Below are 23,253 nucleotides of genomic sequence, written 5' to 3'. Positions count from 1 at the left end.
ATCGGGACCAGAGTCACCGGGACATGTGCGCAACCAGCGCGGACAGCACCCGTTCACGCTCGGGCAGCAGGTAGAAGTGATCGCCGGGAAAGACGAGGCGGGTGAACCGCCCGGTGGTCAGCTCGGCCCACCGGTCGGTCGAGGTGATCGGGACGGACGGGTCCGCGTCGCCGGTGAACGCGGTGAGGTCGGCGGCGATCGGCTCACCGGGCCGGGCGTCGTAGCCGGCCAGCATCTCCAGGTCGGCGCGCAGTGTCGGGATGACGATCTCGCGCAGCATCTCGTCGGTCAGGTCGGCGGGCCCCAGCGCCGAGCGCAGCGCGTCGAGCTGATCGCCGGCCCCGTCCAGGTCCGATACCGGTCGCTCGGCCGAGGGCTCCGAGGGTGCGCGCCTGCCGGACACGACGAGCGTGCTCACCGCGGCGGGGAAGTCCTGCTCGATGAGCCGGGCGGTGGCGAGCGCGACGCCGGCCCCCGCGCTGTGCCCGAACAGCGTCAGCGGTGCCTCGTCGAGCACCGGGACCAGCTCGTCGACGACGTCACCGGCGAGCGCCTCGAGGTCGGTGGCGAACGGCTCGCGTGCCCGGTCCTCCCGCCCCGGGTACTGCACCGACACCAGCTCGACACCCGCCGGCAGCGCGGTCGCCCAGCTCCGGTAGACGCTCGCGGACGAGCCGGCCCACGGGAAGCACACCAGCCTGCGCACCGGGCGGGTCACCGGCCTCGGGGTCCGCAGCGCGCTCATCCGGTCCGCTCACCGGAGATCCGTGCCTGAGCCCGCGTCGCCCACAGCCACCCGGACAGCGCCACGACGAGTACGCACCACCCGGCCAGCAGCAACGGTGTCCAGATCGGGACCGGCCCGCCGCGCAGGCACCACAGCAGGGTGTCGACGCCGACGGTGAACGGCAGGAACCGCACCACCGGCGCGACGACCGACGGGAACGACTCGATCGGCGCGAACCCCGAGTTGAAGAACATCAGCACCAGGAAGACCGGCGCCAGCAGATTCAGTCCGGACCGGGTCGCGCCGGTCACCGCGAGAGTGGAGATCGCCATGCCGACGGTCGCGGCGATCACCGCGAGCACCCCGAAGAAGGCCAGCACACCCAGCGACCCGGTGTGCACGGACATCCCGAACGCCCACCCGATCAGCAGCAGGACCACCGAGGCGCACACCACGCGTGCCACCTCGGCCATGACCCGCCCGAGCAGCATCGAGCCGGCGTGCGAGCCGACCGTGGTGAACCGGGCGAGCAGCCCGGCCTCGCGTTCGTCGAACAGGCCGCTGCCGCTGACCAGCGCACCGAACACGGTGGCGATGATGACGATCAACGCCACCAGCTCTCCCGCGTCCCGTCCCGGCGCGAACGCCATGAGCGAGCGCGACAGCACCAGCTCGAACATCACCAGCAGCACGGCGGGGAACATCAGCGACTGCACGACCAGCAGCGGGGTGCGGCGGGCACCGCGCAGCACCCGTCCGGCGTGCAGCAGGCTGGACCTGAGCAAACCCGGTTCGGTCATCACGCCACTCCCCTCGGCGCCCGGGCGCACGACAGCACACCGAGACCACCCAGCAGCACGCACCAGCCGGCCGTGGCCATCAGGGCGGTCGCGCTCGGTGCACCCGTGCAGAAGCCGCGCAACGCGTCCAGCACGACCGAGACCGGCTGCCAGGTGACCACCGGTCTCAGCCAGCCGGGGAACCCGTCGGCCGGGATGAACGCGGTCGACACCATGATCATCACAAGCTGTGGGACCAGCAGCGCTTCGGCTGCTCCGGCCGGGTCCTTGGCACGCAGGGCGACGGCGACGAAGAGCAGGCACAGCGCCGCCGTGAACAAAGCCACCACCAGCGCGAACCCGAGCACGCCGGTGAGCGTGGCGAACCGGAAGCCGACCAGCGCGGCGATCGCCACCGCCGCGACCGCTCCCACCAGACCGCACCCGACGTCGACGACCAGCCGTCCCAGCAGTGGGCCCCAGCGGCTCACCGGCATGCTCGCCACCCGGCGCAGCAGTCCGGCCTTCGAGTCCTCTGCCATCGCGGACGCCGAGGCCATCGCGGTGAAGATGCAGGACTGCGCGACCAGCGCGGGCCCGATGTACTGCGCGTAGTCGAGACCCTGGGCCCGCATCGCACCCTGCAGCGGGACGTAGAAGCCGACGAAGTACAGGATCGGGGCCAGCACGACACCGACGAGCGCGGCCCGGTCGGCGAGCAGCCTGGTGCGCTGGCGTCCCGTGTGCAGCCCGACCTGTCGCAGCAGGCTCAGTGGCTGGATCGTCGCGGTCATGACACCGGCTCGCGGGTGTTCCTCGCACCGGCCTCGGTGAGCGCGAGGAAGACCTCGTCCAGACTGGGCCTGCGCAGTGCGATGTCGGACAGCTCGACGCCGGCCCGCTCGGTCCTCGCCATCGCCTCGGCCAGGGTTCGCGGGCCGTCGGGTGCGGGCAGCACGACCCGGTCGTGTTCCGGCTCGACCGTGGCGTTCAGGTCGCTCAGCAGCCGGGCCACGTCGTCGAGACGTTCCGGGTCCACCGGAACGATCGAGCACACCGTCTCGCCGATGCGCGCCTTCAGCTCCGCCGCGGTGCCGGTCTGCACGACCAGGCCGTGGTCGATCACCACGATCCGGTCGGCCAGCTGGTCGGCCTCCTCCAGGTACTGCGTAGTCAGTAGCACGCCGATACCGCGCGAACGCAGCTGCGACACCGACTGCCACAGCATCCGCCTGCTGCGCGGATCGAGCCCGGTGGTCGGCTCGTCGAGGATCAGCAGCTTCGGTTCGACCACGACGCTCACCGCGAGGTCGATGCGCCGCCGCATGCCCCCGGAGTACGACTCGACCTGGCGGTCCGCCGCGTCGGTCAGCCCGAACGTCTCCAGCAGCTCCGCCGCGCGCTCCCGGGCCGCCTTCTTCGGCAGCCCGAGCAGCGAACCGAACAGCACGAGGTTCTCCCGGCCGGTGAGCTTCTCGTCGAGCGCCGCGTACTGCCCGGTCAGACCGATGCTCCGACGCACCGTCCCCGGGTCGGTCACGACGTCCGCGCCGGCCACCCGCACCGTGCCGCCGTCCGGGCGCATGAGCGTCGCGACGATGTTGATCAGAGTGGTCTTGCCCGCCCCGTTCGGCCCGAGCACACCCAGGATCTCGCCGGGGCGCACCGTCAGGTCGATGCCGCGCAACACCTGGTTGTCACCGAACGACTTGGTCAACCCGGACACGTCCACCAGTGCCGCGTTCTCGCTCACGTCTCCCCAATCGTCATGGTCAGCTCGTGGATCTCGGCAAGGAGCCGCGCGACGACCGCCCGCACCTCGGCGGCCGGACCGTCGAGGTCGAGCTCGCCGCTCGCCAGACCGAGCAGCACCCGCTCGGTGACCGCCGCGACACCCGCCACCTCGTCGGGCTCGAACACCTCGGCCCGCTCGTGCCAGGCCAGGTGCAGCGCGCCGGCCGGCAGGTCGAACCGGATGTCGAGTGCGACCTGCGCGTTCTGGGTGTGGACGGCGTCCGCGACCATGCCGCCGAGCACCGGCCTCGCCGGGTCACCGGTGCCGAGCAGGCTGGTGAACACGACAGGCGCGGCCATCCCGTGCCGCGCCGAGAACGCCTCCACCGCGACCATGCCGTCGGCTTCCGGCGCGGACAGTTCAGTCCACAGCGTGCGTTGCGTGACGGCCGCGAGATCGGTGATCGAACCAGCGGCCCGCACGTCGAACGGCACCAGCGAGATCGTCGAGAGCGGTCCGACCAGCCGCGCGACGTCCGGGTGGTAGGGCACCCGGTGCGAGCGCGGCACGCTCGCGGTGAAGCTCGTGCACTCCCGCCACGCGGCCACGATCTGCGCCAGCACGGCGAGCACGGCAGGTGTCTCGCCGACCCTGCGCGCCCGGAACGCGGCACGCAGGGCGTCCCAGTCCTCGGCATCCAGGACGCTGTGGCTGATCTCGACGCGTGGGGGCGCGGTGTGGTTGGCCGGGACCGGTGGCGGCGGCGGAAGCGAGGGCGGCGTGACGGGTTTCTCCCTGGTGGCGCGCAGGGTCTCGTGTTCCCGCCAGGTCACCGCCGGGGGCTCCGGTGCCGAGCCCGGGTCCAGGTAGTCGGCCGTCACCTCGTCCAGCAGCGTCCACCAGCTGGCGAGGTCGATGACCGTGGCGTCGAACGACACGTGCAGTTCATGGCGGTCCTCGTCCGGCATCAGACAGATCTCGATGCCGACGAGCGGCCAGCGGTCCAGGGGGCGCAGCTCGTGGCTCAGTCTCTCCGCCACCCGAGCGGCCGCCTCCGGGCCGGCGGCACGCAGGTCGTGCACGACCACGCCGTCGTGCGGCGCCACCGGCAGGATGACCAGGGCGGCGCGGTCCGGGTCGACCACCGCGCGCAGCATGTCGTGACGGGTCAGCGCGGCACGCCACGCGGCCCGGAACCGCTCGACGTCCAGGGGACCCCGGTACACCCGGTGGTCGTGGGCCGCCAGTCCGCCCCACGGATAATCCGGATGGCGTCCCACGACGTACGCCCGCTGCAGGCGGGTGAGTGGGAGGTTCGCAGACACAGATGGTTCCCTTTGAGCTGAGTCATCACTGAGAGCGGACTTAGGTTAGCCTAGGTTTATCACCCGTGGAGGATCTTTTGTTGCACTCAGTGAGCGCGGCCACTCCCGGTCGGGAACGCTTGACAAGACGCATCCGACTGGGTTCCTCGATCGTGCTGATAGCACTTCTGACCAGCGGATGTGCCGGCTCCTCCGAACCCGCGCCACAGCCCCCGGACCCCGCCGAGGCAGGGTTCCCGGTGACCGTCGAGCACGGTCTGGGAACCACGGTCGTGCCCTCTCCACCGCGACGCATCGTGGCCATCGGAGGCAACGACGGCGATGCGCTGTTCGCACTGGGCCTCACGCCGGTTGCCGTTCTCGGCAACCAGTCCCCCAGCGGGATCACCCCGTGGCTCGCGGGCCGCATCGACCCGGCGAAGACCACGGTGATGCGTCCGGGAGCCGGCATCGACCTCGAACGCATCGCCGCGTTCCAGCCGGACCTCATCCTGGCCGGATCGGTGCCGAGTATCGCCGCCGACTACGACAAGCTCAGCAGGATCGCGCCCACCGTCAGCTACGTGCACGGCGTGCTGTCCGACACCTGGCAGGAGCGGCTGCGGCTCACCGCGCACGCCGTCGGAGCGCTCCCGAGGGCCGAGCAGATCATCACCGACACCGAGCGGCGCATCGCCGGCGTGCCCGACCGAATCCCCGGACTGCGCGGCAGGTCGATCAGCATCGCCTGGGCGAACCAGCCCGGTTCGCTCGCCGTGGTCGGCGGCGACAACAACACCACGAATCTACTGCGCGCCCTGGACCTCAAGGTGGCGCCGGGCCTGCGCGACATCCAGTCGACGACGCTGCCGAACGCGGCGAACTCGCTGTCCCCCGAGCAGTGGTCGCGGTTGGACGCCGACATCGCCCTGGTGGCGGCCAACAACCCCGGCCTCGCCGAGTCCGTGCGGACGAGCCCGCTGATCAGCAAGCTTCCCGCGGTCAAGCGGGGCACCTACCAGGACATCGACCTGAACGTGGTGTCCGCGCTGCGTGTGCCGTCGGCACTCAACGTGACCTGGGTGATCGACCAGATCACGCCGACGCTCACCCGCGCCGCCGCCGCCGGCTGACGGCCCGCAGCGCTTCCGGCGCGGTCTCGACGCCGGGCAGCGCCAACACGGCACGCTGCGCGGCTTTGACCCGACCCTCGAGCGCACGGTCGGCCAGCGACCGGGTGATCCGCTCGGCGAGCCGCGCGCGGTCCAGCCCGGTCGTCACCGACCCGAGGCCGAGCCTGGCCACGGCGGCCGCGTTGGTCGGCTGGTCCAGCGTGGACGGCCGGACCAGCATCGGGACGCCCGCCCGGATCGCCTCCCGGATGCTGTTGTAACCGCCGTGCGTGCAGAACAGCCGCGCTGCCTGCAGGACGAGGCCCTGCGGGACGAAGTCACTGACCAGGACGTGGTCGGCGCGGGGCATGTCGTCGCAGTCCATGCCGCCAGAGGACACGAGCGCCGCGCACTTCACGTCCGACAGGGCGCCGAGGAGTGTGCGCATCGCCTCGTACGGGTCGTCGGCGGTACCGTGCGCCTCCCAGGTGCGCCACCCGGTGCCGATGGCCGCGAACACCACCGGGAGGTCGCTGTCGATCGAGGTCAGCTCGCCCGGCAGCGCCGCGCCCGGTTCGTCCTCGAGCGGTTGCCGGAACCGCAGCGACTCCGAGGGCGCAGTTCTGGCCGGCGAGAGCGACTCCGGCAGGTAGTCGAGCACCGGCCCCGGATACAGCAGGCCCGGGTCGGTCAACGGGTCGAGCCCGAGCGCGGAGCGGTGCAGGTTCACCGCCGCCGCCAGCGGCCGCGCATCCAGGTCGTTCGTCATCGCGCCGGCCAGGCACACCACCGGGAGACCGAGCATCTCGGCGGCCAGGTAGCCGCTGAACTCGGAGTCGTCCCGGATCACCAGCTCGGCGCCGAAGCCACGGGCCAGCTCGATCACGGCCCGCGCCTGCTCGTCGAGCCTGGCCGAGGCCATCACCTGCGCCAGCGCGTTCGCCATCGGATCGCCGAGATCCGGCGGCTCGACTCCCGGCGTCCTCCGATCGGGGTCCCGAAGCACAGCCGCGACCTGTGCGCCGGTCGCTCCGACCGCATCGGCCAGGGCTTCCGTCGTGACGACCAGCACCTCGTCGCCCGCGTCCAGCAGCGCGCGGACCACCGGCAACAGCGGCCGAAGGTGCGACGGGACGGTCCACACCGTGCACAGCACTCGCACTTCTCTGTCCCCTCTCGCCACGTCTAGTACTTACCTTAGCTTTACCTAACTTAAGCGGGTGATACGCCTGAGGAGTGGAGCCAGCACTCGCGGTGATGGCCTTCGAATGCCACGGTGGTGGGGCCGACCGACTCCAGGAGACCCCCTTGGCCGATACCCGCGAGGTGCCTTTCTACGACCGTGACGGCGAACACTGGATCACGCTGGCCATGGAGGTCGACGACGAGGGCAGGCCCCCGGAGATGGTCGAGATCGCCGGTCCAGAAGGCACCAAGCGCGGTATGCAATGCCAGTACCAGCGCGAACACCGCCCCGACGACGAACACGAGTGGGTCTACGTCGAGATCAGCCGAACCTGGCGCGGCGAGCCGGTCCCCGGCTCCGAGGAGGCCCTCCGCCGCCTCCTGGCCTCGTCGGAATGGCGAGGCTGACCCGGACAGGCGTTCACCTCGCAGAGCGTCGTGTTGTGTCGCAGACGCCGCAGTCTCTGCGACGCGACGTGAAGCTCTGCGAGACCGTGTCCGAAGCCGGTCGGTTAACCGGCGACAGCCGCGACCGAGGCAGCTGTGGAGCGACAGGTACTCAAGCCACTCGCGGGTGGTTATCCGCTCACATCGGCGCCCGAGTCGCCGTATCCGTCGCCGATCTCGGGCTCGTGCGCTGCCGAAGAAATCCATCCGGCAAACCAAGCGCCAGGTTTCCCTGACCTCCCGGACAAACTGTCCGGGTCAGTGATCGTCGCCCTCGGGCGCTCCGACCTCGTCCACCAGTTCGAGGATGGCGGCCCACGGCAACTTCCGGCTGGGCGCGGCTTTTCTCGGCTCGTACAAGGGCCAGACGTCCTCGCCGTAAACCAAGTGGACCCCGGCCGACCGCAGAGCAGCCAGATGCCCGTCCCAGGCGGGGTGACGGGCATGCGCCGCATTGATCCGGGGGAACACGATCACCGGCGTCGTACCGTCGCCGATCACTTCGCACACCGTCGTCAATGCTTGGTTGTCGGCGATCCCCAAGGCCAGCTTGGCGACCGTGTTCGCGGTGGCAGGCGCAACGATGTAGCAACTGATTCGAGGATGCGGACTCTGCTCGCCAGGCATCCGGGGCTGGTCACGGACGGGTAGCCCAGTTGTCTGTTCGAGCTTGGCTCGTTCCCCACTGCGCTCCAGCCAACTCGCGGCGCAGGGAGTGAGTGTGACAGCCACCTGCCAGCTACGGCTCATCGCCGGCTCCACGAACTCGGTACGGATGTGCTCGACACCACCCGCGCCGCAACTGACCAGTCCTAGAACTCCGCGCGCTCGAGTCACCGGATCGCGGAACAACGAAGGGCGAATGCGCGCAGCTCGGACGACCGACCGCCCCCGGTGACCGGCGCTCGTCGGTACATCGTCTTGACGGTCTCTCGGACAGCGGGATTGTGCCTGACCAACTGGGGTGCCGTCCGCTCCGCGGTGAGCAACAGGTCGAACGCTTCGGAGTCCTTGGCGAGATGGCCCAGTGCACGGGCCACATCGATCAGGTGCGTGACCCGGCGCTCAGCCGGCAGATTCTCGGTCTCAACGTTTCGACCATGCTCGGCAACGTGGGCGATGTCACCGAGGTCAAGACTGGCCGAGAGCCGGTGCAGCTCAACCTTGGTCGGCCCGAATCCTGTCTGCCAGTAGTTGGCATCCATGCCCAGCAAAGAGGCTGCGTTCGCAGCGCGATCCAGCAGCTCGACGGTGGCCGACCGATCCTGGTGGCGGGCCGCCGCGACAGCGGTACGGAGGTGAAACATGCCGTACAGACTCAGTGCTTGCGGCTCACCAGCCTTCACACTCGGCGCCAACCAGCTCGCGGCCGTCTCTCCCAGGTTCATCGCATCTTCGAACCTGCCCACGGCGAGCAACGCGTGTGTGGCCGCGCGTGCCGCCGAAGCGAGCACCAGCGGGTCATCGGATTCGTCCGCCGCGCGCATTGCCCGTTCGGCGGCGATCCAGGCGAGGTCTGCCTCACCCACCTTGCTCAAGGTCGTTGCGGCGAGATGATGGGTTCGGGCGGACGTCGCCCAACAGAGCCGCCGTTCACCATCGGACCGGTCAGCAGCGAGGTCTTCGAGGCGCTGCGCCGTTGTGATCAACGACGGTAGTGAGGCGACAACCCTGCCCAACTTGCCCCGCTGATAGTCCGCCCAGAGGTACTCGACCAGCCGAGCAGCGCGCGACGGGTCGATCGCTCCGCCGGAGGGAGCTGTCGGGTAGAGCATTCGCGACAGGCGGCGCGGCGCCATCAGCGCATCCCGGACGGCGGGTATGTCGTCTTGCTGGTCCTCGTCTTCCAAGAGCACAGGTTGGCCCAACAGCTCCGCCAACGTCACCCGAAGCACTTTCGCCAGCTCAGTGAGGGTCTCGACGTTTCGAATCTGACGCTCGCCGCGCTCGATCTTGCTCAGCCAGTCGGCTCCGCGCCCCACCAGATTCGCCAGCTGGACCTGGGTGTAGCCCCTCCGCGCCCGGTAGAAGGCGATGCGCTCGCCCACCGTCAGTTCGTCGCCCGCTCCACGCATCGTCGTTCGGCTCCTCCCCGCCAAGCCCGACCGTATTCGGTGGAGCGCTGACCTTCCCAGGCTATCGGTAGGCCGACGGCCCCATCTGGGACTGCCAGCGGCGCCAGAAGGTGCGCATCTGGGCCTCGTCGTCGGCGTGCGGTTCGCGGGCCATGCCCCGGGAGATGTCGTTCCACTCGACACCACCGGAGCTGAAGCCCTGCTGGCAGGACTCCAGGGCTTCGGCGTCGTCGGGAGTGGCGAACCCGGCGGGACCGAGGAACGTCAGGAAGCTGTCCAGCCGGCGCTGCCGCAGCGCGGGCAGCTCGTCGCGCGGCGCCATCTCCCAGGCGGTGACGTCCATGCGGTCCGGCGCGGTCGGCGTGAACGTCCGGACCGTGACGGCCATGATGTCGTTGACCACCAGGTTCGGGTAGATCAGCATGTTGCGGTTGGTGTCGGCCATTCGACCGGCGCGCTGCTCACCGAACTTCGCCACCAGGTCGGCCCGCAGGTTCGTGATCTCCTCGCGGGAATGCTCGCCGAACAGCGGCTCCCACTTCGCGATCGGACGGCCCCACGGCGCCGAGTACTCGACGACCGCGTGCCCGTTGCCGAGATCCCTCACCACACCCTGGACGCCCTGCTTGAGATCGGTGCCCAGTGCCACCAGGTACTTGAAGTACGTGTCGTGGGTGGGCAGCGCGTGATAGCCGTCGACGCTGTTCTCGCACAGCAGTTTCCAGTTCGCGTCGACGCAGTACTCGTTGGTGCCCCGGATGATCTCCATCTCGCCGCCGGCGGAGTCGACGATCAGGTCCAGGTACTCGCGCGCACCGGCCAGGTACTCCTCCAGCTCCACGATGTCCTCGTCGAAGCTGGCGAACACGAAGCCCCGGTAGCTCGCCACACGGGCGACGGGCCGTAGCGCGAGCGCGTCGAAGTCGAGGCGTTCGCCGTAGGCCTCCCGGTCCGGCACGCCCTTCAGCTCACCCTCGGAGTCGAACGTCCAGGCGTGGTAGAAGCACTGGAACACCTTCGAGTTGCCGGACTTGTGCCGGCAGACCACGGCGCCGCGGTGCGTGCAGGTGTTGTGGAAGACGTGGACCCTCCCGGACTTCACGCCGCGCACCATGAACACGGGCCTACCGGCGAGCGGGCGGCGCACGTAGTCGCCGGGGTTGGCGACCTCCGACTCGTGTCCCACGTACAGCCAGCAGCGCGCGAAGATGCGTTCCCGCTCCTCGCGCAGCACCTCCGGCGAGGTCATCGTCGAGCGGTGCACCCGGAACCGGTGCCGCGAGGGGTCGTCGTCCACCAGCGGGAAGCCGGTCGACAGGGCCGGGGTGTTGTCGATCAGAGTCATCGTCGTCTCCGAACGGTCGCCGCCAGTATCACCAGCCACAATTCTGTCACCGGAACCAGTTCGCGCCATGTTTCGGGACTTATCCCGGGGACCTCGGTGTTCCTCTCTCAGATCGCGTGTCACGCGTCCGTTGCTGAAGTGAGAACCGATGTCGATCGCCATGAGTGAACGTAAGGCCGAGCAGGGGTGGTTGCTCCCCCTCTCGGTGTTGATCGTCGGCGCGTTCATGTCCGTGCTGGACACGAGCATCGTGAACGTCGCCGTACCGAAAATCCAGATCGAGCTGAGCGCCGCGCCGGACGACGTCGAGTGGATCGTCACCGGGTTCACCCTGGCGCTGGGCATCGTCGTGCCGGTCAGCGGCTGGCTCGGCGCCCGGCTGGGCATGAGCAGGCTCTACATCCTGTCGATGCTCGGCTTCGCGCTCGCCTCGGCGCTGTGCGGCATGGCGTGGAACCTCGAAAGCATGATCATCTTCCGGGTGCTGCAGGCCATCCCCGGCGGCATCCTGCCGGTCGTGAGCATGACGATGATGTACCAGGTCGTGCCGCTGGAGAAGATCGGCGCCGCGATGGGCATCTACGGCCTCGGCGTCGTCGTCGCCCCGGCCGTCGGGCCGGTGCTCGGCGGGTACCTGGTGGAGTACGTCGACTGGCGGCTGATCTTCTTCATCAACGTGCCGATCGGCCTGCTCGGCACCCTCGCCGCGCTCGCCGTGTTCCCCCGGGACAGGCCGACCAGCTGGCCCCGGTTCGACCTGTGGGGTTTCGTCACGATCGCCTACGGCCTCGCCGCGCTGCTGCTGGCGCTGTCCGAGGGGCAGGACTGGGGCTGGGACGGCTTCCGCATCCGCGGCCTGATCGTGTCCGGTGTCCTGAGCCTTGCGCTGTACGTCGTGATCGAGCTCGAGGTCGACAACCCGCTCATCGACCTGCGGATATTCAAGGTCTGGGCGTACACGAACTCGATCCTGCTGCTCGGCATCGCGGTGACCGGTCTGTTCGCGGTGCTGTACTTCCTGCCGCAGTTCCTGCAGGTGGTCCAGGGCATGCAGGCGCTGGACGCCGGGCTGGTGCTGGTCCCGTCGGCCGCGGTGCTGGTGGTGCTGATGCCGATCGCCGGCCGCATCTACGACCGGTTCGGCCCACGCTGGCCCGTGGTGATCGGCCTGTCGATCATGGCGTACGGCTCGTTCCTGATGGCCGGCATGACGCCGGACACGCCCCGGGCCGACCTGGAGATCTGGACGTTCATCCGCAACGTCGGCGTCGGGCTGGCGATGATGCCGATCTTCGCCTCCGGGGTGTCCTCGCTGCCGGCGGCGCTGACCGGGGCGGGCAGCGGCATGAACAACGTCATGCAGCGCGTCGCCTCGAGTGTCGCGGTGGCGGTGTTCAGCAGCCTCAGCTCGTCGGCCGCCGCGCAGCTGATGAACGACCGCGGCTCGCTGTTCGCCTCCGGAGCCCAGTCACTGCCGGCCGTCGCCGACGCGCGCGAGCAGGGCGCGCCGGGCCTGCTGGGCCTCTACCAGACGCTGAACCTCAACGTCCTGACCGAGACCTACAACAACGGCTTCTACATCGTCGGGCTGCTGTGCGTGGCCGGAATCGCGCTGGCCCTGACCATGCGCTCCGGCCCCGCGAAGACCACCGGCGGCCCGGTACACGTCGAGGTCTGAACAGCCGCACCCCACCCCGAGGACACGAATGTGGCTTTGGGGACGTTGAACGTCCCCAAAGCCACATTCGTGCCGGATCAGGCCGGGCTGAGGTTGGCGATCCGGTCGGCCGCGCGCTCCGCGAGGAGCTCCAGCGCGGCGCCACCCACCAGGTCGGACGGGGTGAGCACGGTCAGGCCGGTCGCGGCGGCCAGTTCCCTGGTCGCCAGCGGGCTCGCGGTGACCAGACCGCTGACCGCGCGGACCGTCACCTCCTGGGCGGCGAGCGCCTTGATGCCCGCCATCGCGCCCAGTGCGTCACCGACCGCGAGCACCACGGCGTCGGCGAACACCGGCAGCTGAGCCGCCAGCACGCGCGTCTCCTCCATGAGGATGCCGTCGGCGATCTCCAGCACGACCGCCTCGGCGCCCTTGGACACCAGGTGGTCGCGGATCCCGTACATGGTCGAGACCAGCCGGTCGGTCGGGTAGCCGAAGGTGGACGCCATCCCGAAGTCGACGAAGTCGGCGATCTCCGCGGCGCCCGCGTCGAGGTAGGACCACATGTCGTTGCCGCTGCCGGACCCGGTGACCTTGCCGGCCCCGACCTTCAGACCGGCACGCGTCAGCCCGCGCACGATCGCCGACGTGGTCGTCGTCTTGCCCGCGTTCATCGCCGAACCGAGCACCACGACGGTGCCCAGCTCGGGACGGGCGGACTCGGAGACGCTCACCGCGACGTCGTCGGCGCTCAGCGCGCGGCCGTCGGCGTCGACCAGCGGGCCGATGACCTCCAGCACCGTCGGAGCACCCTTGGACGTGTGTGCCGAGGCGACCGAGCCGATCAGCCCACCGGAGGTCAGTAGGTGCACCTCGTCGCCGGCCCCGGGCAGGTAGCCCTCGTAGAAGTCGGTCGCGTACCGGTTGCCCCAGGCGCCCACGATCACGTCGCCGGGGTACATCCGCTCCCGACGCCCGTTCGGGTTCTCCAGGTACTCGTGCTCACCCAGCGCGGCCACAGTGGCGACCACGAACTCTCCCAGCTTCGGCGCGTTCGCCGAAGAGCCCGCCGTCGCTCCTTCACGCGTCTCGACGTGCTCGTTCAATCGACGCGTGACAAAACCCCACTTGGCCTCTGACAGCCCGCGCACCGCGCCCTCCCTCGTCCGCCGTCGATCACTCACTCGAATAGAGTACGCCTCGTACCAACCTTAGATACCAAGTGTGCCTACTCTAGGTTGTCACGCCACCCGACACGCACTCACCATGGTCAAGACGCTCACCGGTTCATGAACATTCCTGTGAGACACTGCCGGTGTGGCCAGACGCACTCCATCGCCGTGGTTGTACGGCTGAGGAATGTCGCTGACCTCGCAGCAGCGCTCCGGTGAACTCGGCGACTGGATGCGCACCTTTCTCACCGGCGCACGCACCCTAGCTGGTCACATCGACGAGACTCTTGCCACCGCGGGTCGACCGGTGAGCCCGGTCAGTCGAGACCTCGCTCCGCGACACTGGGCGGACATCGGCGGAGCCTTCGGCCAACGCCTCGCGTTCCTCACCCAGCACGCCCCGCCGTACTACGCGCTGTACGGCACGCTGTCCGCCGAGCTGGCCGACTGGCGAGCCGTGCACCGGGGCGCCGCCTGCTTCCCGACCCACCGGGGACTCACCGAGGAGCAGCAGTCCCGCGCGTGCGACTGGCGGCCGATCCCCGGCGGCTGGCTCGACCTCGGGCTGAATCCGCCCGCCGTGCCGGTGATCGACTCGCAGCTGGTCACCGAGTTCATGACCCGCCTGCGCGACTACCTGAGCCGCCGCACACCGCAGGGACAGTTCGCCGGCAGCCTCGGCGCGGAGACGACCCTGGCGCGTGCCTGCTGGGTGCTCAACGGCTGGGAGGGCGCCTACCGCTCCGGGCGGATCGACCTCGACTTCACCAGCACCGACGTGTCCGCGCTGCTCAACCTCGCGCCCGGCCACGCACTCACCGAGCTGCTCGCGCTCACCACCCGCGCGCACGCCAGCGGCGCGCTCGACGTCCTGCGGTCCCTCGCCGGCAATCCCGCTCCCGGCGAGGCGCTCGGCATCGCCGGACCGGTGTTCGTGCCGCACTGGGCGGACGGCGACCTGCTGATCGGCGACACCCTGCTCGACGTCAAGACCGTCATGCACGCCCGTAACCACGAACGCACCGCTGACTGGTTGCGGCAGCTGCTCGCCTACACCTGGCTGGACGTGCAGGACCGGTACCGGATCCGCCGCGTCGGGCTGTACCTCGCCCGGCACGGGAAGCTGCTCACCTGGCCGATCGACACCTTCACACACACGCTGCTGGGCAGCACCGACTCCGCGACGGTCGCGGCACGGTACGGCGAGTTCCGCCGCCTCGCCGGCAGGGTGATCGCCGACGAAGGTGCCGATCCCCGCCACCTGCAGGTCTGTTGATCGACGAACCAGAGAACCGGATGAGCCGGATCATCCCGGTCGTGCCGCTGAGGCGCGTCTGACCGCGCGCCGGGACGGTTCTGTCGGTGCCCGGCGCTACCGTCGCCGCCATGCCACCCAGCTCCCGCCACGGCAGGCCGCTCGACCGGGCACAGGTCGAACGGGTCGTCGGCGCGCCCGCCTTCGCCAGGGGCGTTCAGCACGCGCTGCGCGGCGAGGTGCTGCTCCCGCTGGGCGAGCAGGCAGGCGAGGTCGTGCGCGGCTCGGTGATCGACCGGTCCCGGCTTTACCCGGTCACAGCCCGTCTGACCGCCCACAACGGGACGGGTGTCACGTTGGAGTACGGCGAGTGCGGCTGCGCTAGTAGACTGAACTGCGAACATGTTGCAGCGCTTGTGTTATCAACAGTTGGCCCGGACCAGGGCCGAGGCCGTGAACCGGCCGAGACGACGTGGGAGCGATCACTTGGCTCCCTCTTCGACATCGACCGGGCGGGGCCGGTGAGCCGTCCTCAGGGCACGCCGCTGGCGATCGCCATCTCACTCGTGTCCGAGCCCGTGATGACGGTGCCCGGCCGTCCCGCCGGGCCGTCGGGCCCGAAGGTGATCGCCAGGCTGGTGCGCCCCGGGCGGGGTGGGTGGGCGGCCGGCGGCCTCAGCTGGGCGAACCTCGACTCGCTATACCACCAGAGCGACTATCTGGAGTCGCACGTCCGGCTGCTGCAGGAGATCTACGCGCTGCACCGGTCACGCACCAGGCGCTCGGGCTTCTTCGTGCCGGGCGAGGACAAGACGATCGACCTGGCCACGTTCGGCAGCCGTCAGTTGTGGCCGATGCTGGACGAGGCCGAGTCCCTCGGTGTCGAGATGGTGCACAGCGCGAAGCCGCACGGGCCGGTGGAGCGGTTCGGCTCGGCCCGGCTGTGTCTGGACGTGACCGCCGACGACCGGGCGGGCGCGCTGGTGATCTCGCCGGTGGTGCGGGTCGAGGGCGCGGACATCGACGCGGTCCCGGTCCAGTTCATCGGCGAAGAGGGCCACGGGGTGGTCTTCGTCGAGCGTTCCGAGCGGTCCCGGCCGCTGCTGAGCCAGCGTCCCCGGCTCGCGCGGCTGGCCAAGGCCGTGCCGCCCCAGCTGCAGCGGATGGCGCTGCAGAACGACCGGTTGCGCATCCCGGCCGGCGAGCGCGGCCGGTTCGCGGGTGAGTTCTACCCCCGGCTGCGGCAGATGGCCGAGGTCATCTCGACCGACGGCGCGTTCACCGCGCCCACCGTGTCCGCGCCGACGCTGGTACTGCGTGCCACCTACGGCGCCGAACACCAGCTCGACCTGGACTGGGAATGGTCCTACCAGGTCGGCGACGCACAGCTGCGTGCCCCGCTGACCGCCGGTGGGCAGCCGGCCGGCTTCCAGAACGCGGACGCCGAGCGGACCATCCTGGACAACCTGGCGGGGCCACTCGACCGGTTCGGCATCACATTGACCCCGCACGCAAGCTTCACCGGCATCGAGACGATGCGGGTCAGCACCGAGCTGCTGCCGCTGCTGCGCGACCAGCCGGGCGTCGCGGTCGACATCCTCGGTGAGCCGGTCAACTACCGCGAGGCGAGCGACTCGCTCCGGATCGGGCTCACGACCGACGCAGCTCCCCCGGACGTCGGCGCGGCGCTGGGCGGCTCGGGCGAGGCGTGGGACGAGGACTGGGACGACGACGGCTTCACCGCCTCGGCGCTGGGCGACGCCCCCGGCCAGACCGACTGGTTCGACCTCGGGATCACCCTCACCGTCGAGGGCCGCGAGGTGCCGTTCACCGACGTCTTCCTGGCACTCGGGCGCGACCAGTCGCACATGCTGCTGGCCGACGGCGCCTACTTCTCGCTGCGCAAGCCGGAGCTGCAGTCGCTGCGCGCGCTGATCGAGGAAGCGCGGGGCCTGCAGGACTACGCGGGCGAGCGCCTGCGGATCAGCCGGTTCCAGGCCGGTCTGTGGGCGGAGCTGACCGAGCTGGGGGTCGTGGACCGTCAGGCGGCCGCCTGGCAGCGCCAGGTGCAGGGGCTGCTGGACCTCGGCTCGGCCGAGCCGCTCGAGCCGCCCGCCACCCTGCACGCCCAGCTGCGCCCGTACCAGCTGGAGGGCTTCCAGTGGCTGGCGTTCCTGTGGGAGTCGCGGCTCGGCGGCATCCTCGCCGACGACATGGGCCTGGGTAAGACGCTGCAGTCCCTGGCGATGATCTGTCACGCTAAGCAGGCCGACGAGCACATCGCGCCGTTCCTGATCATCGCCCCGACCAGCGTCGTGCCGAACTGGGCGACCGAATGTGCCCGCTTCGCGCCGGGACTGAAGGTCGTGACGATCTCCGACACCCTCGCCAGGCGCGGCCAGCACCTGGCCGGCGTCGTCGCGGGCGCCGACGTGGTGATCAGCTCCTACACGCTGTTCCGGCTGGATTTCGAGACTTACGCCGACGTCGCCTGGTCCGGGCTCATCCTGGACGAGGCCCAGTTCGCCAAGAACCACCAGTCGAAGGCCTACCAGTGCGCGCGGCGGCTGCCCGCCCCGTTCAAGCTGGCGATCACCGGCACACCGATGGAGAACAACCTGATGGAGCTGTGGTCGCTGCTGTCGATCACCGCGCCGGGTCTGTTCCCCAGCCCCAACCGCTTCCGCGACCGCTACGCGCGGCCCATCGAGAAGCAGCTGGACGAGGAGCTGCTGCCTCGGCTCCGGCGCCGGATCCGTCCGCTCATCACCCGCCGCACCAAGGAACAGGTGGCCGCCGACCTGCCGCCGAAGCAGGAACAGATCCTCGAGGTGGTGCTCGATCCCGCGCACCGCAAGCTCTACCAGACCCACCTGCAGCGCGAGCGGCAGAAGATCCTCGGGCTGATCGACGACATGAACCGCAACCGGTTCACGATCCTGCGTTCGCTCACCCTGCTGCGCCAGCTGAGCCTGCACGCCGGTCTCGTCGACGACGACCAGCGCGACGTGCCGTCCGCCAAGATCGACGCGTTGTTGGAGCAGCTCACCGACGTCGCCGAGGGCGGCCACCGGGCGCTGGTGTTCAGCCAGTTCACCAGCTTCCTCGACCTGGTGCGCACCCGTCTCGAAGAAGCCGGCATGGAGTACTGCTACCTCGACGGCTCGACCCAGGACCGCGGCTCGGTCCTGCGGGACTTCAAGGAGGGCACCGCGCCGGTCTTCCTGATCAGCCTCAAGGCCGGTGGCTTCGGTCTGAACCTGACCGAGGCCGACTACTGCTTCCTGCTCGACCCGTGGTGGAACCCGGCCACCGAGGCCCAGGCCGTCGACCGCACGCACCGCATCGGCCAGACCCGCAACGTCATGGTGTACCGGCTCATCGCCAAGGACACCATCGAGGAGAAGGTCATGGCGCTGAAGGCCCGCAAGGCCGCCCTGTTCTCCAGCGTCATGGACGACGGCAACTTCTTCGCCACCAAGCTCGACGCCGACGACATCCGAGGCCTCTTCACCTGACCCCACCCGCCCCCTCCCCGCGAGTCGGGCTCGTGAGCGCATCTCCGGCGACTGTGCACACCTACGTGCTGCGTCGCACACCTCCGGACATGTGCGACGCAGCACGAACACGTGCAAAGTCACCCACGATGAGGCTGGTGGGGTGACCGACTCGCGGGAGGGGGCGTGGGGTGTGGGTCCAGCGGGCACACTGGTGGTCGGATCGGGCCAACGCGGGGCCCGGGGTGGGGAGCTGTGCTGTGGCTGATCTGTCGGGGTTCCCGTACGCGGAGGTCCAGTTCGACAGCGGTGGGGGCGTGCTCGGCGGGACCGATGCCGTGCGGGCGCTCGCCGGACAGGCCGACGTCACCGATCTGTGGGTGTTCGGGCACGGGTGGAACAACGACGCCGACGGCGCGCGCCAGCTCTACGGGGCGCTCGCCGCATCGCTGCGGGCCGTGTTCGACTCCGGTGCGGTTCCCGCGCTCGCCGGTCGGCGGCCCGCGATCGCCGGGACGATCTGGCCGTCGAAGCAGTTCGCCGACCTCGTCGCCTCGGGTTCACACACCGCGGCCGTGGTCGCTCCGGAGAGCGACGGTGCGCGGGTCCTCGCCGGGGTGCAACGGATGCGCGCCGTGTTCCCCGGACCCCAGGCGCAGCGCACCCTGGACCGGGCGAGCGCGCTGGTGCCGAAGCTGCCGAACCAGGAACCGGCGAGGGCGGAGTTCGCCGAGTCGCTGCGGTCGCTGGTCAGCCCGGCGGCGGCGAGCCCGGACGACGCGTCGACCGAGATGTTCGCGGTGTCCGGCGACATCCTGATGAGCCGCCTGGCCAGACCGCCGGCCCCGGCTCCGGCTCGTGCCGGTGGGGCCTGGGACGCGGCGACCAACCTGCTGAACTACCTCACGTTCTACGAGATGAAGGCCCGCGCGGGCACCGTCGGCACGCTGGGGCTCGCGCCGCTGCTGAGCGAGCTGACCAGGCCCGGCCTTCGGCTGCACCTCGTCGGCCACAGCTTCGGTGCGCGGTTGGTCACCGCCGCGGCGGGCGCGCTCACCGGGGACAAGGCCGTCTCCACGCTGAGCCTGCTGCAGGGTGCCTTCTCGCAGTACGGGTTCGCCGACAACTGGGGCACCGGCCGTCCCGGCTACTTCCGCCCGGTGATCGACAGGCATCGCGTCACCGGACCGATGCTGATCACCTACACGGTCAACGACGTGCTGCTGGGCATCGCCTACGCACTGGCCTCGCGGGTCGCGGGCGACTTCAACGCCGATCTGGTGGCACCCGGTGGCGCGACCGACCTGTACGGCGCGCTCGGCCACAACGGCGCGCTCAACACGCCAGAGGCCGTGCCGGCCACGCTGCTGCCGGTCGGTGGCGCGTACTCGTGGCGGCCGGGTGCGCCGCACAACCTGCTGTCCGACCAGTTCATCTCGGGGCATTCCGACGTCGCCGGACAGCAGGTCGCCTACGCGTTGCTGTCCGGCTCCGTCTGAGCCCGCGCTACTTGCGCAGCTCCAGTTCCAGCTCCTCCTCCGACATCGCGCTGACTTCCAGGGAGATCGCCGCGATCTCCTCCCACCGGGAGTCGCTCGCCAGCATCGTCTCGGCGAGCGCCGCGACGGTGCGGGAGGTGAACACGTCGCGGACCCGGATCTCGTCGGTCTGCAACGCCTCGCGCAGCCCCGCAACGATCCGGGTGGCCAGCACCGAGTCGCCGCCGCTGGACAGGAAGTCGTCCTCGATGCCGAGCGTCTCGTCCTCCAGGGTCTCGCGCCAGACCTGCAGCAGGACCTTCTCCAGCGCGCTGCGCGGCTGTGCGGGTTCGGCCGAGGACGTGTCGGTGGCCGAGTCCAGCAGCGCGGCGATGGCGCGACGGTCCGGCTTGCCGTTGCGGGTCAACGGCAGCTCGTCGACGACGACGATGCGCTCCGGAATCATGTAGCTCGGCAGCAGCTCCGTCACACCCTCGCGCAGCGTGGCCTCGTCGAGGCCCGCCTCGCCCGCGACGACGGCCTGCAGCGAACCCCCGCGGCGGGTGAACAACCTGGCGACCGCTCGGCGGGCTCCCGGCTGCGCGGCGAGCGCCGCCTCCACCTCACCGAGCTCCACCCGGTAGCCGCGCAGCTTCACCTGATGGTCGGCGCGACCGAGGAACTCCAGGGTGCCGTCGCGCCAGTAGCGGCCCAGGTCGCCGGTGCGGTACCAGCGCTTGCCCTCGCGCAGGACGAACTTCTCGGCGGTGCGTTCCGGGTCGCCCCGGTAGCCGGTCGCCACACCGGTACCGCCGATCCACACCTCGCCGATGACCCAGTCCGGGCGGTCGCGGCCCTGTTCGTCGGTGACCCGGCAGGCGACGTTGCGCAGCGGCACGCCGTAGGGCACGGCGCGCCAGTGCGGCGGCACCTTGGCGTCGACGACCTCGCATTCGGTGGAGTGGATCGCGGTCTCCGTGGTCCCGCCGAGACCGACGAACCGGCAGCGCGGCAGCTGCTCGGCCAGCCGCACCGGCAGGTCGACACCCACCCAGTCGCCGCCAAGCAGGACGAGCCGCAGGGTGGTGCCGAGACCGCCCGGTTCCGCTGTACCGACGGTGAGCAACATGTCCAGCAACGCAGGCACGCAGTTCAGCACGGTGACGCCGCGCTCGCGCACCAGCCGTGCCCAGTCGGCGGCCTCCTTGCGTTCCTCCTCGCGGACCACGACGACCGAACCGCCGGCGGACAGCATGCCGAACACGTCGAACACCGACAGGTCGAACTCCATCGCGGACACGCCGAGCGCGCGGTCGCGGCGTCCGAGGCCGTAGCGGGAGACGAGGTCGTCGATCGTGTTCATCGCCGCCGTGTGCGGTACCTCGACGCCCTTGGGTTCTCCGGTGGAGCCGGAGGTGAACAGCAGGTACCCGGTCGAGGAGGGGTCCGCGATCTCGGGCGCGGGCAGCGGGTCCGGCCAGTCGAGGACGGTGGCGGGCGCCAGCACGGTGACCCCGTCCAGGACCGACGGGTCGCGGTCGGTCACGATCACCGAGGCGTCCGCGATGCCCAGGATTTTGTGCAGCCTGCTGTCCGGCTGGTCGGCGCCGATCGGCAGGTAGCTGCCGCCCGCGGCGAGTACCCCGAGGATCGCGGCGACCTGCTCCGGGCCCTTCGGCAGGCCCACCGCGACCGGGTCACCGACCCGCACGCCGTGCCGGCGCAGGGCTCCGGCGACGTTCAACGCGCGTCCGGCGAGCTCGCCGTAGCTCCAGGTCCCGGTCGCGCCCCAGAGCAGTGCGGGCGAGTCCGGGGTGCGCGCGGCATTGGTGAAGAACGGTTCGTGCAGGCACCTCGGCCGGAACTCCCCCGCCGTGTCGTTGACCCGTTGGCGTACCGCGCGCTGCTCGGGGCGCAGCAGGTCGGTCACCGGCTCGGTCCACGCCGTGTCGTCGTCGGCGAGCCGGTCGATCAGCGCGCAGAACGTCTCGAACATCGCGTCGGCGACGCCGGGCATCAGCAGGTTCTCCCGGACGTCCCAGTTGACCAGCACACCGCCGTGCAGCTCGGTCACCTGCGCGTCGAGCAGCACCTGCGGGCCCTGCGAGATGATCCACACCGGGTCGCCGAACTCACCGAGGACCCGTGCATCGAACAGCTCGCCGAGGCCCAGCGCGCTGGTGAACACGACCGGCGCGACGACCTGTTCACCGCGTGCCCTGGTCAGCTCTCGCAGCACGTGCACGCCGGAGAACGCGGCGTGCTCGGCGCGCTCGTGCAGCTGTGCCTGCAGCGCGCGGGCCCTGGTGGTGAAGTCGCGTGGCTCGCGCAGGTCCACGTCGAGCAGGACCGAGGAGGTGAAGTCGCCGATCAGCTCGGCGATGTCCGGGTGCAGCGGCTCGCGGTCGAACAGCGGGACGTTCAGCAGGAACCGGCTCTGCGCGCTCCACCCGCCGATCACTTCGGCGTACACGGCTGCCAGCGCCATCGCCAGGGTCACGCCGTGCCGGCGCGCGCGGTCGGCGAGCCGGTCGCGCAGCCGGGGCGACAACAGCCGGGATCGCCGTCCGGTGCGGCCCGGCTCGGCGGCCTGGGTGTCGATGGGCAGCTCGGGTGCGCCCGGCAGCTCGTCGAGCTGGTCGCGCCACCACTGCGCTGCGCGTTCCACGGCCGGCGCGACGGAGCGTTCGTGCTCGGCGAGGTAGCGGGCGAAGCCGTAGCTCGGCGCGTCGCCCAGCTCTCGGTCCTCGGCGTAGCTGCGAGCCAGGTCGGCCAGCAGGATGCGGTAGCTCCGCGCGTCGGCCGCGACCATGTCGACGTCCACGTGCAGGCGGGTGCGGCCCTCGGGCAGCAGCGTCAGGCCGATGTCGAACACCTGGCCCGCCTCGATGTCCAGCAGCTCGTGCGAACGCCGCGACCGCAGCTCCTCGAGGGCCGACTCGACGTCCGGGTCCTCGCGCAGGTCGACGACGGTGATCGGCGCGTAGTCGCGTTCCGGCAGCACCCGCTGGGTACCGTCACCGGTGACGGTCACCCGCAGCATCGGGTGCCTGCGCAGCACCGAGGTGACCGCGCGCGCCAGCCGCTCCGGGTCGACGCCGGTCCCGTCGAACTCGGTGTACAGGTGCGCGGCGACCCCGCCCAGCTCCTGGCCGTCCTGCCGGCCGATCCAGTAGGCGTGCTGCAGCGGCGCCAGCCCGAACGCATCACCCTCGGTGTGGGTCTCCGGCGCTTCGTCGGCCGGGGCCGGCTCCCCGGCGCTCGCCCGCAGGATCTCCCGCCACCGGCCCAGTGTCGGCTCGGCGGCCAGCTCACCGAACGACACCTCGATGCCGTCGCGGCGCCACCGGCTGGCCATGCTCATCAGAGCGATCGAGTCCAGACCCCACTCGATGAGGTTGTCGGTGTCACTGGGCACGTCACCGTCGTCGGTGAGCAGCGCCCTAACCTCGTCCAGAATTGTGTCCACGGTCATGCTGGCTCGT

General features: G+C 70.3%; 17 protein-coding genes. 6 read left to right on the top strand and 11 right to left on the bottom strand.

Going from position 1 to position 23,253, the window contains the following annotated elements:
* Positions 1–13: 13 nt before the first annotated feature.
* The 5 genes from G406_RS0132105 to G406_RS0132085 are packed head-to-tail and all read right to left on the bottom strand — an operon-like array spanning position 14 to position 4,566.
* Complete coding sequence (locus G406_RS0132105) at positions 14–745, bottom strand: thioesterase II family protein (protein ID WP_028936978.1); 732 nt, start codon at positions 743–745, stop codon at positions 14–16.
* Entirely contained in the window at positions 742–1,527 is a 786-nt protein-coding gene (locus G406_RS0132100) for an ABC transporter permease (protein WP_028936977.1), read from the bottom strand. The genes G406_RS0132105 and G406_RS0132100 overlap by 4 nt, the downstream gene beginning before the upstream one ends.
* Entirely contained in the window at positions 1,527–2,300 is a 774-nt protein-coding gene (locus tag G406_RS51235) for an ABC transporter permease (protein WP_051342963.1), read from the bottom strand. Before G406_RS51235 ends, G406_RS0132100 begins: the two co-directional genes overlap by 1 nt.
* Entirely contained in the window at positions 2,297–3,259 is a 963-nt protein-coding gene (locus G406_RS0132090) for a daunorubicin resistance protein DrrA family ABC transporter ATP-binding protein (RefSeq protein ID WP_028936976.1), read from the bottom strand. Before G406_RS0132090 ends, G406_RS51235 begins: the two co-directional genes overlap by 4 nt.
* A complete protein-coding gene (locus G406_RS0132085; protein ID WP_028936975.1) occupies positions 3,256–4,566 on the bottom strand; it encodes a condensation domain-containing protein in 1,311 nt (436 codons plus the stop codon). Before G406_RS0132085 ends, G406_RS0132090 begins: the two co-directional genes overlap by 4 nt.
* 152 nt (positions 4,567–4,718) lie before the next feature.
* Between G406_RS0132085 and G406_RS0132080 the strand changes: the two genes are divergently transcribed.
* On the top strand, positions 4,719–5,678 hold the full coding sequence (locus G406_RS0132080; RefSeq protein WP_156935261.1) for an ABC transporter substrate-binding protein: 960 nt from the start codon (positions 4,719–4,721) through the stop codon (positions 5,676–5,678).
* On the opposite strand, the gene G406_RS0132075 is transcribed toward G406_RS0132080, so the two are convergent.
* Positions 5,653–6,819: a glycosyltransferase gene (locus G406_RS0132075; protein WP_156935260.1), complete on the bottom strand. Its 1,167-nt coding sequence runs from the start codon at positions 6,817–6,819 to the stop codon at positions 5,653–5,655. The genes G406_RS0132080 and G406_RS0132075 overlap by 26 nt on opposite strands.
* A gap of 146 nt (positions 6,820–6,965) precedes the next feature.
* Between G406_RS0132075 and G406_RS0132070 the strand changes: the two genes are divergently transcribed.
* The gene (locus G406_RS0132070; protein ID WP_156935259.1) at positions 6,966–7,250 is read left to right on the top strand and encodes a hypothetical protein; all 285 of its coding nucleotides are present in this window, start codon (positions 6,966–6,968) and stop codon (positions 7,248–7,250) included.
* Positions 7,251–7,547: 297 nt separating this feature from the next.
* Here the strand turns inward: G406_RS0132070 and G406_RS0132065 are convergent, their stop codons facing one another.
* From G406_RS0132065 to G406_RS0132055, 3 genes are all read right to left on the bottom strand, one after another.
* Entirely contained in the window at positions 7,548–8,126 is a 579-nt protein-coding gene (locus G406_RS0132065; RefSeq protein WP_028936971.1) for a flavoprotein, read from the bottom strand.
* Positions 8,123–9,364 carry a helix-turn-helix domain-containing protein gene (locus tag G406_RS0132060; RefSeq protein WP_028936970.1) on the bottom strand — a complete coding sequence of 414 codons (1,242 nt, stop codon included), beginning with the start codon at positions 9,362–9,364 and terminating at the stop codon, positions 8,123–8,125. The genes G406_RS0132065 and G406_RS0132060 overlap by 4 nt, the downstream gene beginning before the upstream one ends.
* A gap of 61 nt (positions 9,365–9,425) precedes the next feature.
* On the bottom strand, positions 9,426–10,709 hold the full coding sequence (locus G406_RS0132055) for an aromatic ring-hydroxylating oxygenase subunit alpha (RefSeq protein WP_028936969.1): 1,284 nt from the start codon (positions 10,707–10,709) through the stop codon (positions 9,426–9,428).
* A 160-nt stretch (positions 10,710–10,869) separates the two neighbouring features.
* On the opposite strand from G406_RS0132055, the gene G406_RS51230 reads away from it, so the two are divergent.
* A complete protein-coding gene (locus G406_RS51230; RefSeq protein ID WP_169736825.1) occupies positions 10,870–12,387 on the top strand; it encodes a DHA2 family efflux MFS transporter permease subunit in 1,518 nt (505 codons plus the stop codon).
* 77 nt (positions 12,388–12,464) lie between these two features.
* Here G406_RS51230 and G406_RS51225 read toward each other — a convergent pair whose 3' ends face one another.
* The gene (locus tag G406_RS51225; RefSeq protein WP_156935258.1) at positions 12,465–13,550 is read right to left on the bottom strand and encodes a P-loop NTPase family protein; all 1,086 of its coding nucleotides are present in this window, start codon (positions 13,548–13,550) and stop codon (positions 12,465–12,467) included.
* 175 nt (positions 13,551–13,725) lie between these two features.
* On the opposite strand from G406_RS51225, the gene G406_RS51220 reads away from it, so the two are divergent.
* From G406_RS51220 to G406_RS0132030, 3 genes are all read left to right on the top strand, one after another.
* Positions 13,726–14,814, top strand: coding sequence for a hypothetical protein (locus G406_RS51220; RefSeq protein ID WP_051342960.1), 1,089 nt, complete (start codon positions 13,726–13,728; stop codon positions 14,812–14,814).
* Positions 14,815–14,924: 110 nt separating this feature from the next.
* Complete coding sequence (locus G406_RS0132035; protein WP_028936968.1) at positions 14,925–18,311, top strand: DEAD/DEAH box helicase; 3,387 nt, start codon at positions 14,925–14,927, stop codon at positions 18,309–18,311.
* A 239-nt stretch (positions 18,312–18,550) separates the two neighbouring features.
* A complete protein-coding gene (locus G406_RS0132030; RefSeq protein ID WP_028936967.1) occupies positions 18,551–19,789 on the top strand; it encodes a hypothetical protein in 1,239 nt (412 codons plus the stop codon).
* Positions 19,790–19,796: 7 nt separating this feature from the next.
* On the opposite strand, the gene G406_RS0132025 is transcribed toward G406_RS0132030, so the two are convergent.
* Complete coding sequence (locus G406_RS0132025) at positions 19,797–23,243, bottom strand: non-ribosomal peptide synthetase (protein ID WP_028936966.1); 3,447 nt, start codon at positions 23,241–23,243, stop codon at positions 19,797–19,799.
* Between the last annotated feature and the right edge of the window lie 10 nt (positions 23,244–23,253).

This window comes from Actinospineispora spinosispora DSM 44797, assembly GCF_000429025.1.
GTDB classification, from domain to species: domain Bacteria; phylum Actinomycetota; class Actinomycetes; order Mycobacteriales; family Pseudonocardiaceae; genus Pseudonocardia; species Pseudonocardia spinosispora.
Note: the sequence above shows the minus strand (reverse complement) of the source record. Positions and strands in the feature narration are given on the sequence as shown.

What these genes read in the sequence shown, in the direction of transcription:
- G406_RS0132105 (WP_028936978.1), bottom strand. Translation starts at nt 745, where the DNA reads ATGAGCGCGCTGCGGACCCCGAGGCCGGTGACCCGCCCGGTGCGCAGG.
- G406_RS0132100 (WP_028936977.1), bottom strand. Translation starts at nt 1,527, where the DNA reads ATGACCGAACCGGGTTTGCTCAGGTCCAGCCTGCTGCACGCCGGACGG.
- G406_RS51235 (WP_051342963.1), bottom strand. Translation starts at nt 2,300, where the DNA reads ATGACCGCGACGATCCAGCCACTGAGCCTGCTGCGACAGGTCGGGCTG.
- G406_RS0132060 (WP_028936970.1), bottom strand. Translation starts at nt 9,364, where the DNA reads ATGCGTGGAGCGGGCGACGAACTGACGGTGGGCGAGCGCATCGCCTTC.
- G406_RS0132055 (WP_028936969.1), bottom strand. Translation starts at nt 10,709, where the DNA reads ATGACTCTGATCGACAACACCCCGGCCCTGTCGACCGGCTTCCCGCTG.
- G406_RS51230 (WP_169736825.1), top strand. Translation starts at nt 10,870, where the DNA reads ATGAGTGAACGTAAGGCCGAGCAGGGGTGGTTGCTCCCCCTCTCGGTG.
- G406_RS51220 (WP_051342960.1), top strand. Translation starts at nt 13,726, where the DNA reads ATGTCGCTGACCTCGCAGCAGCGCTCCGGTGAACTCGGCGACTGGATG.
- G406_RS0132035 (WP_028936968.1), top strand. Translation starts at nt 14,925, where the DNA reads ATGCCACCCAGCTCCCGCCACGGCAGGCCGCTCGACCGGGCACAGGTC.
- G406_RS0132025 (WP_028936966.1), bottom strand. Translation starts at nt 23,243, where the DNA reads ATGACCGTGGACACAATTCTGGACGAGGTTAGGGCGCTGCTCACCGAC.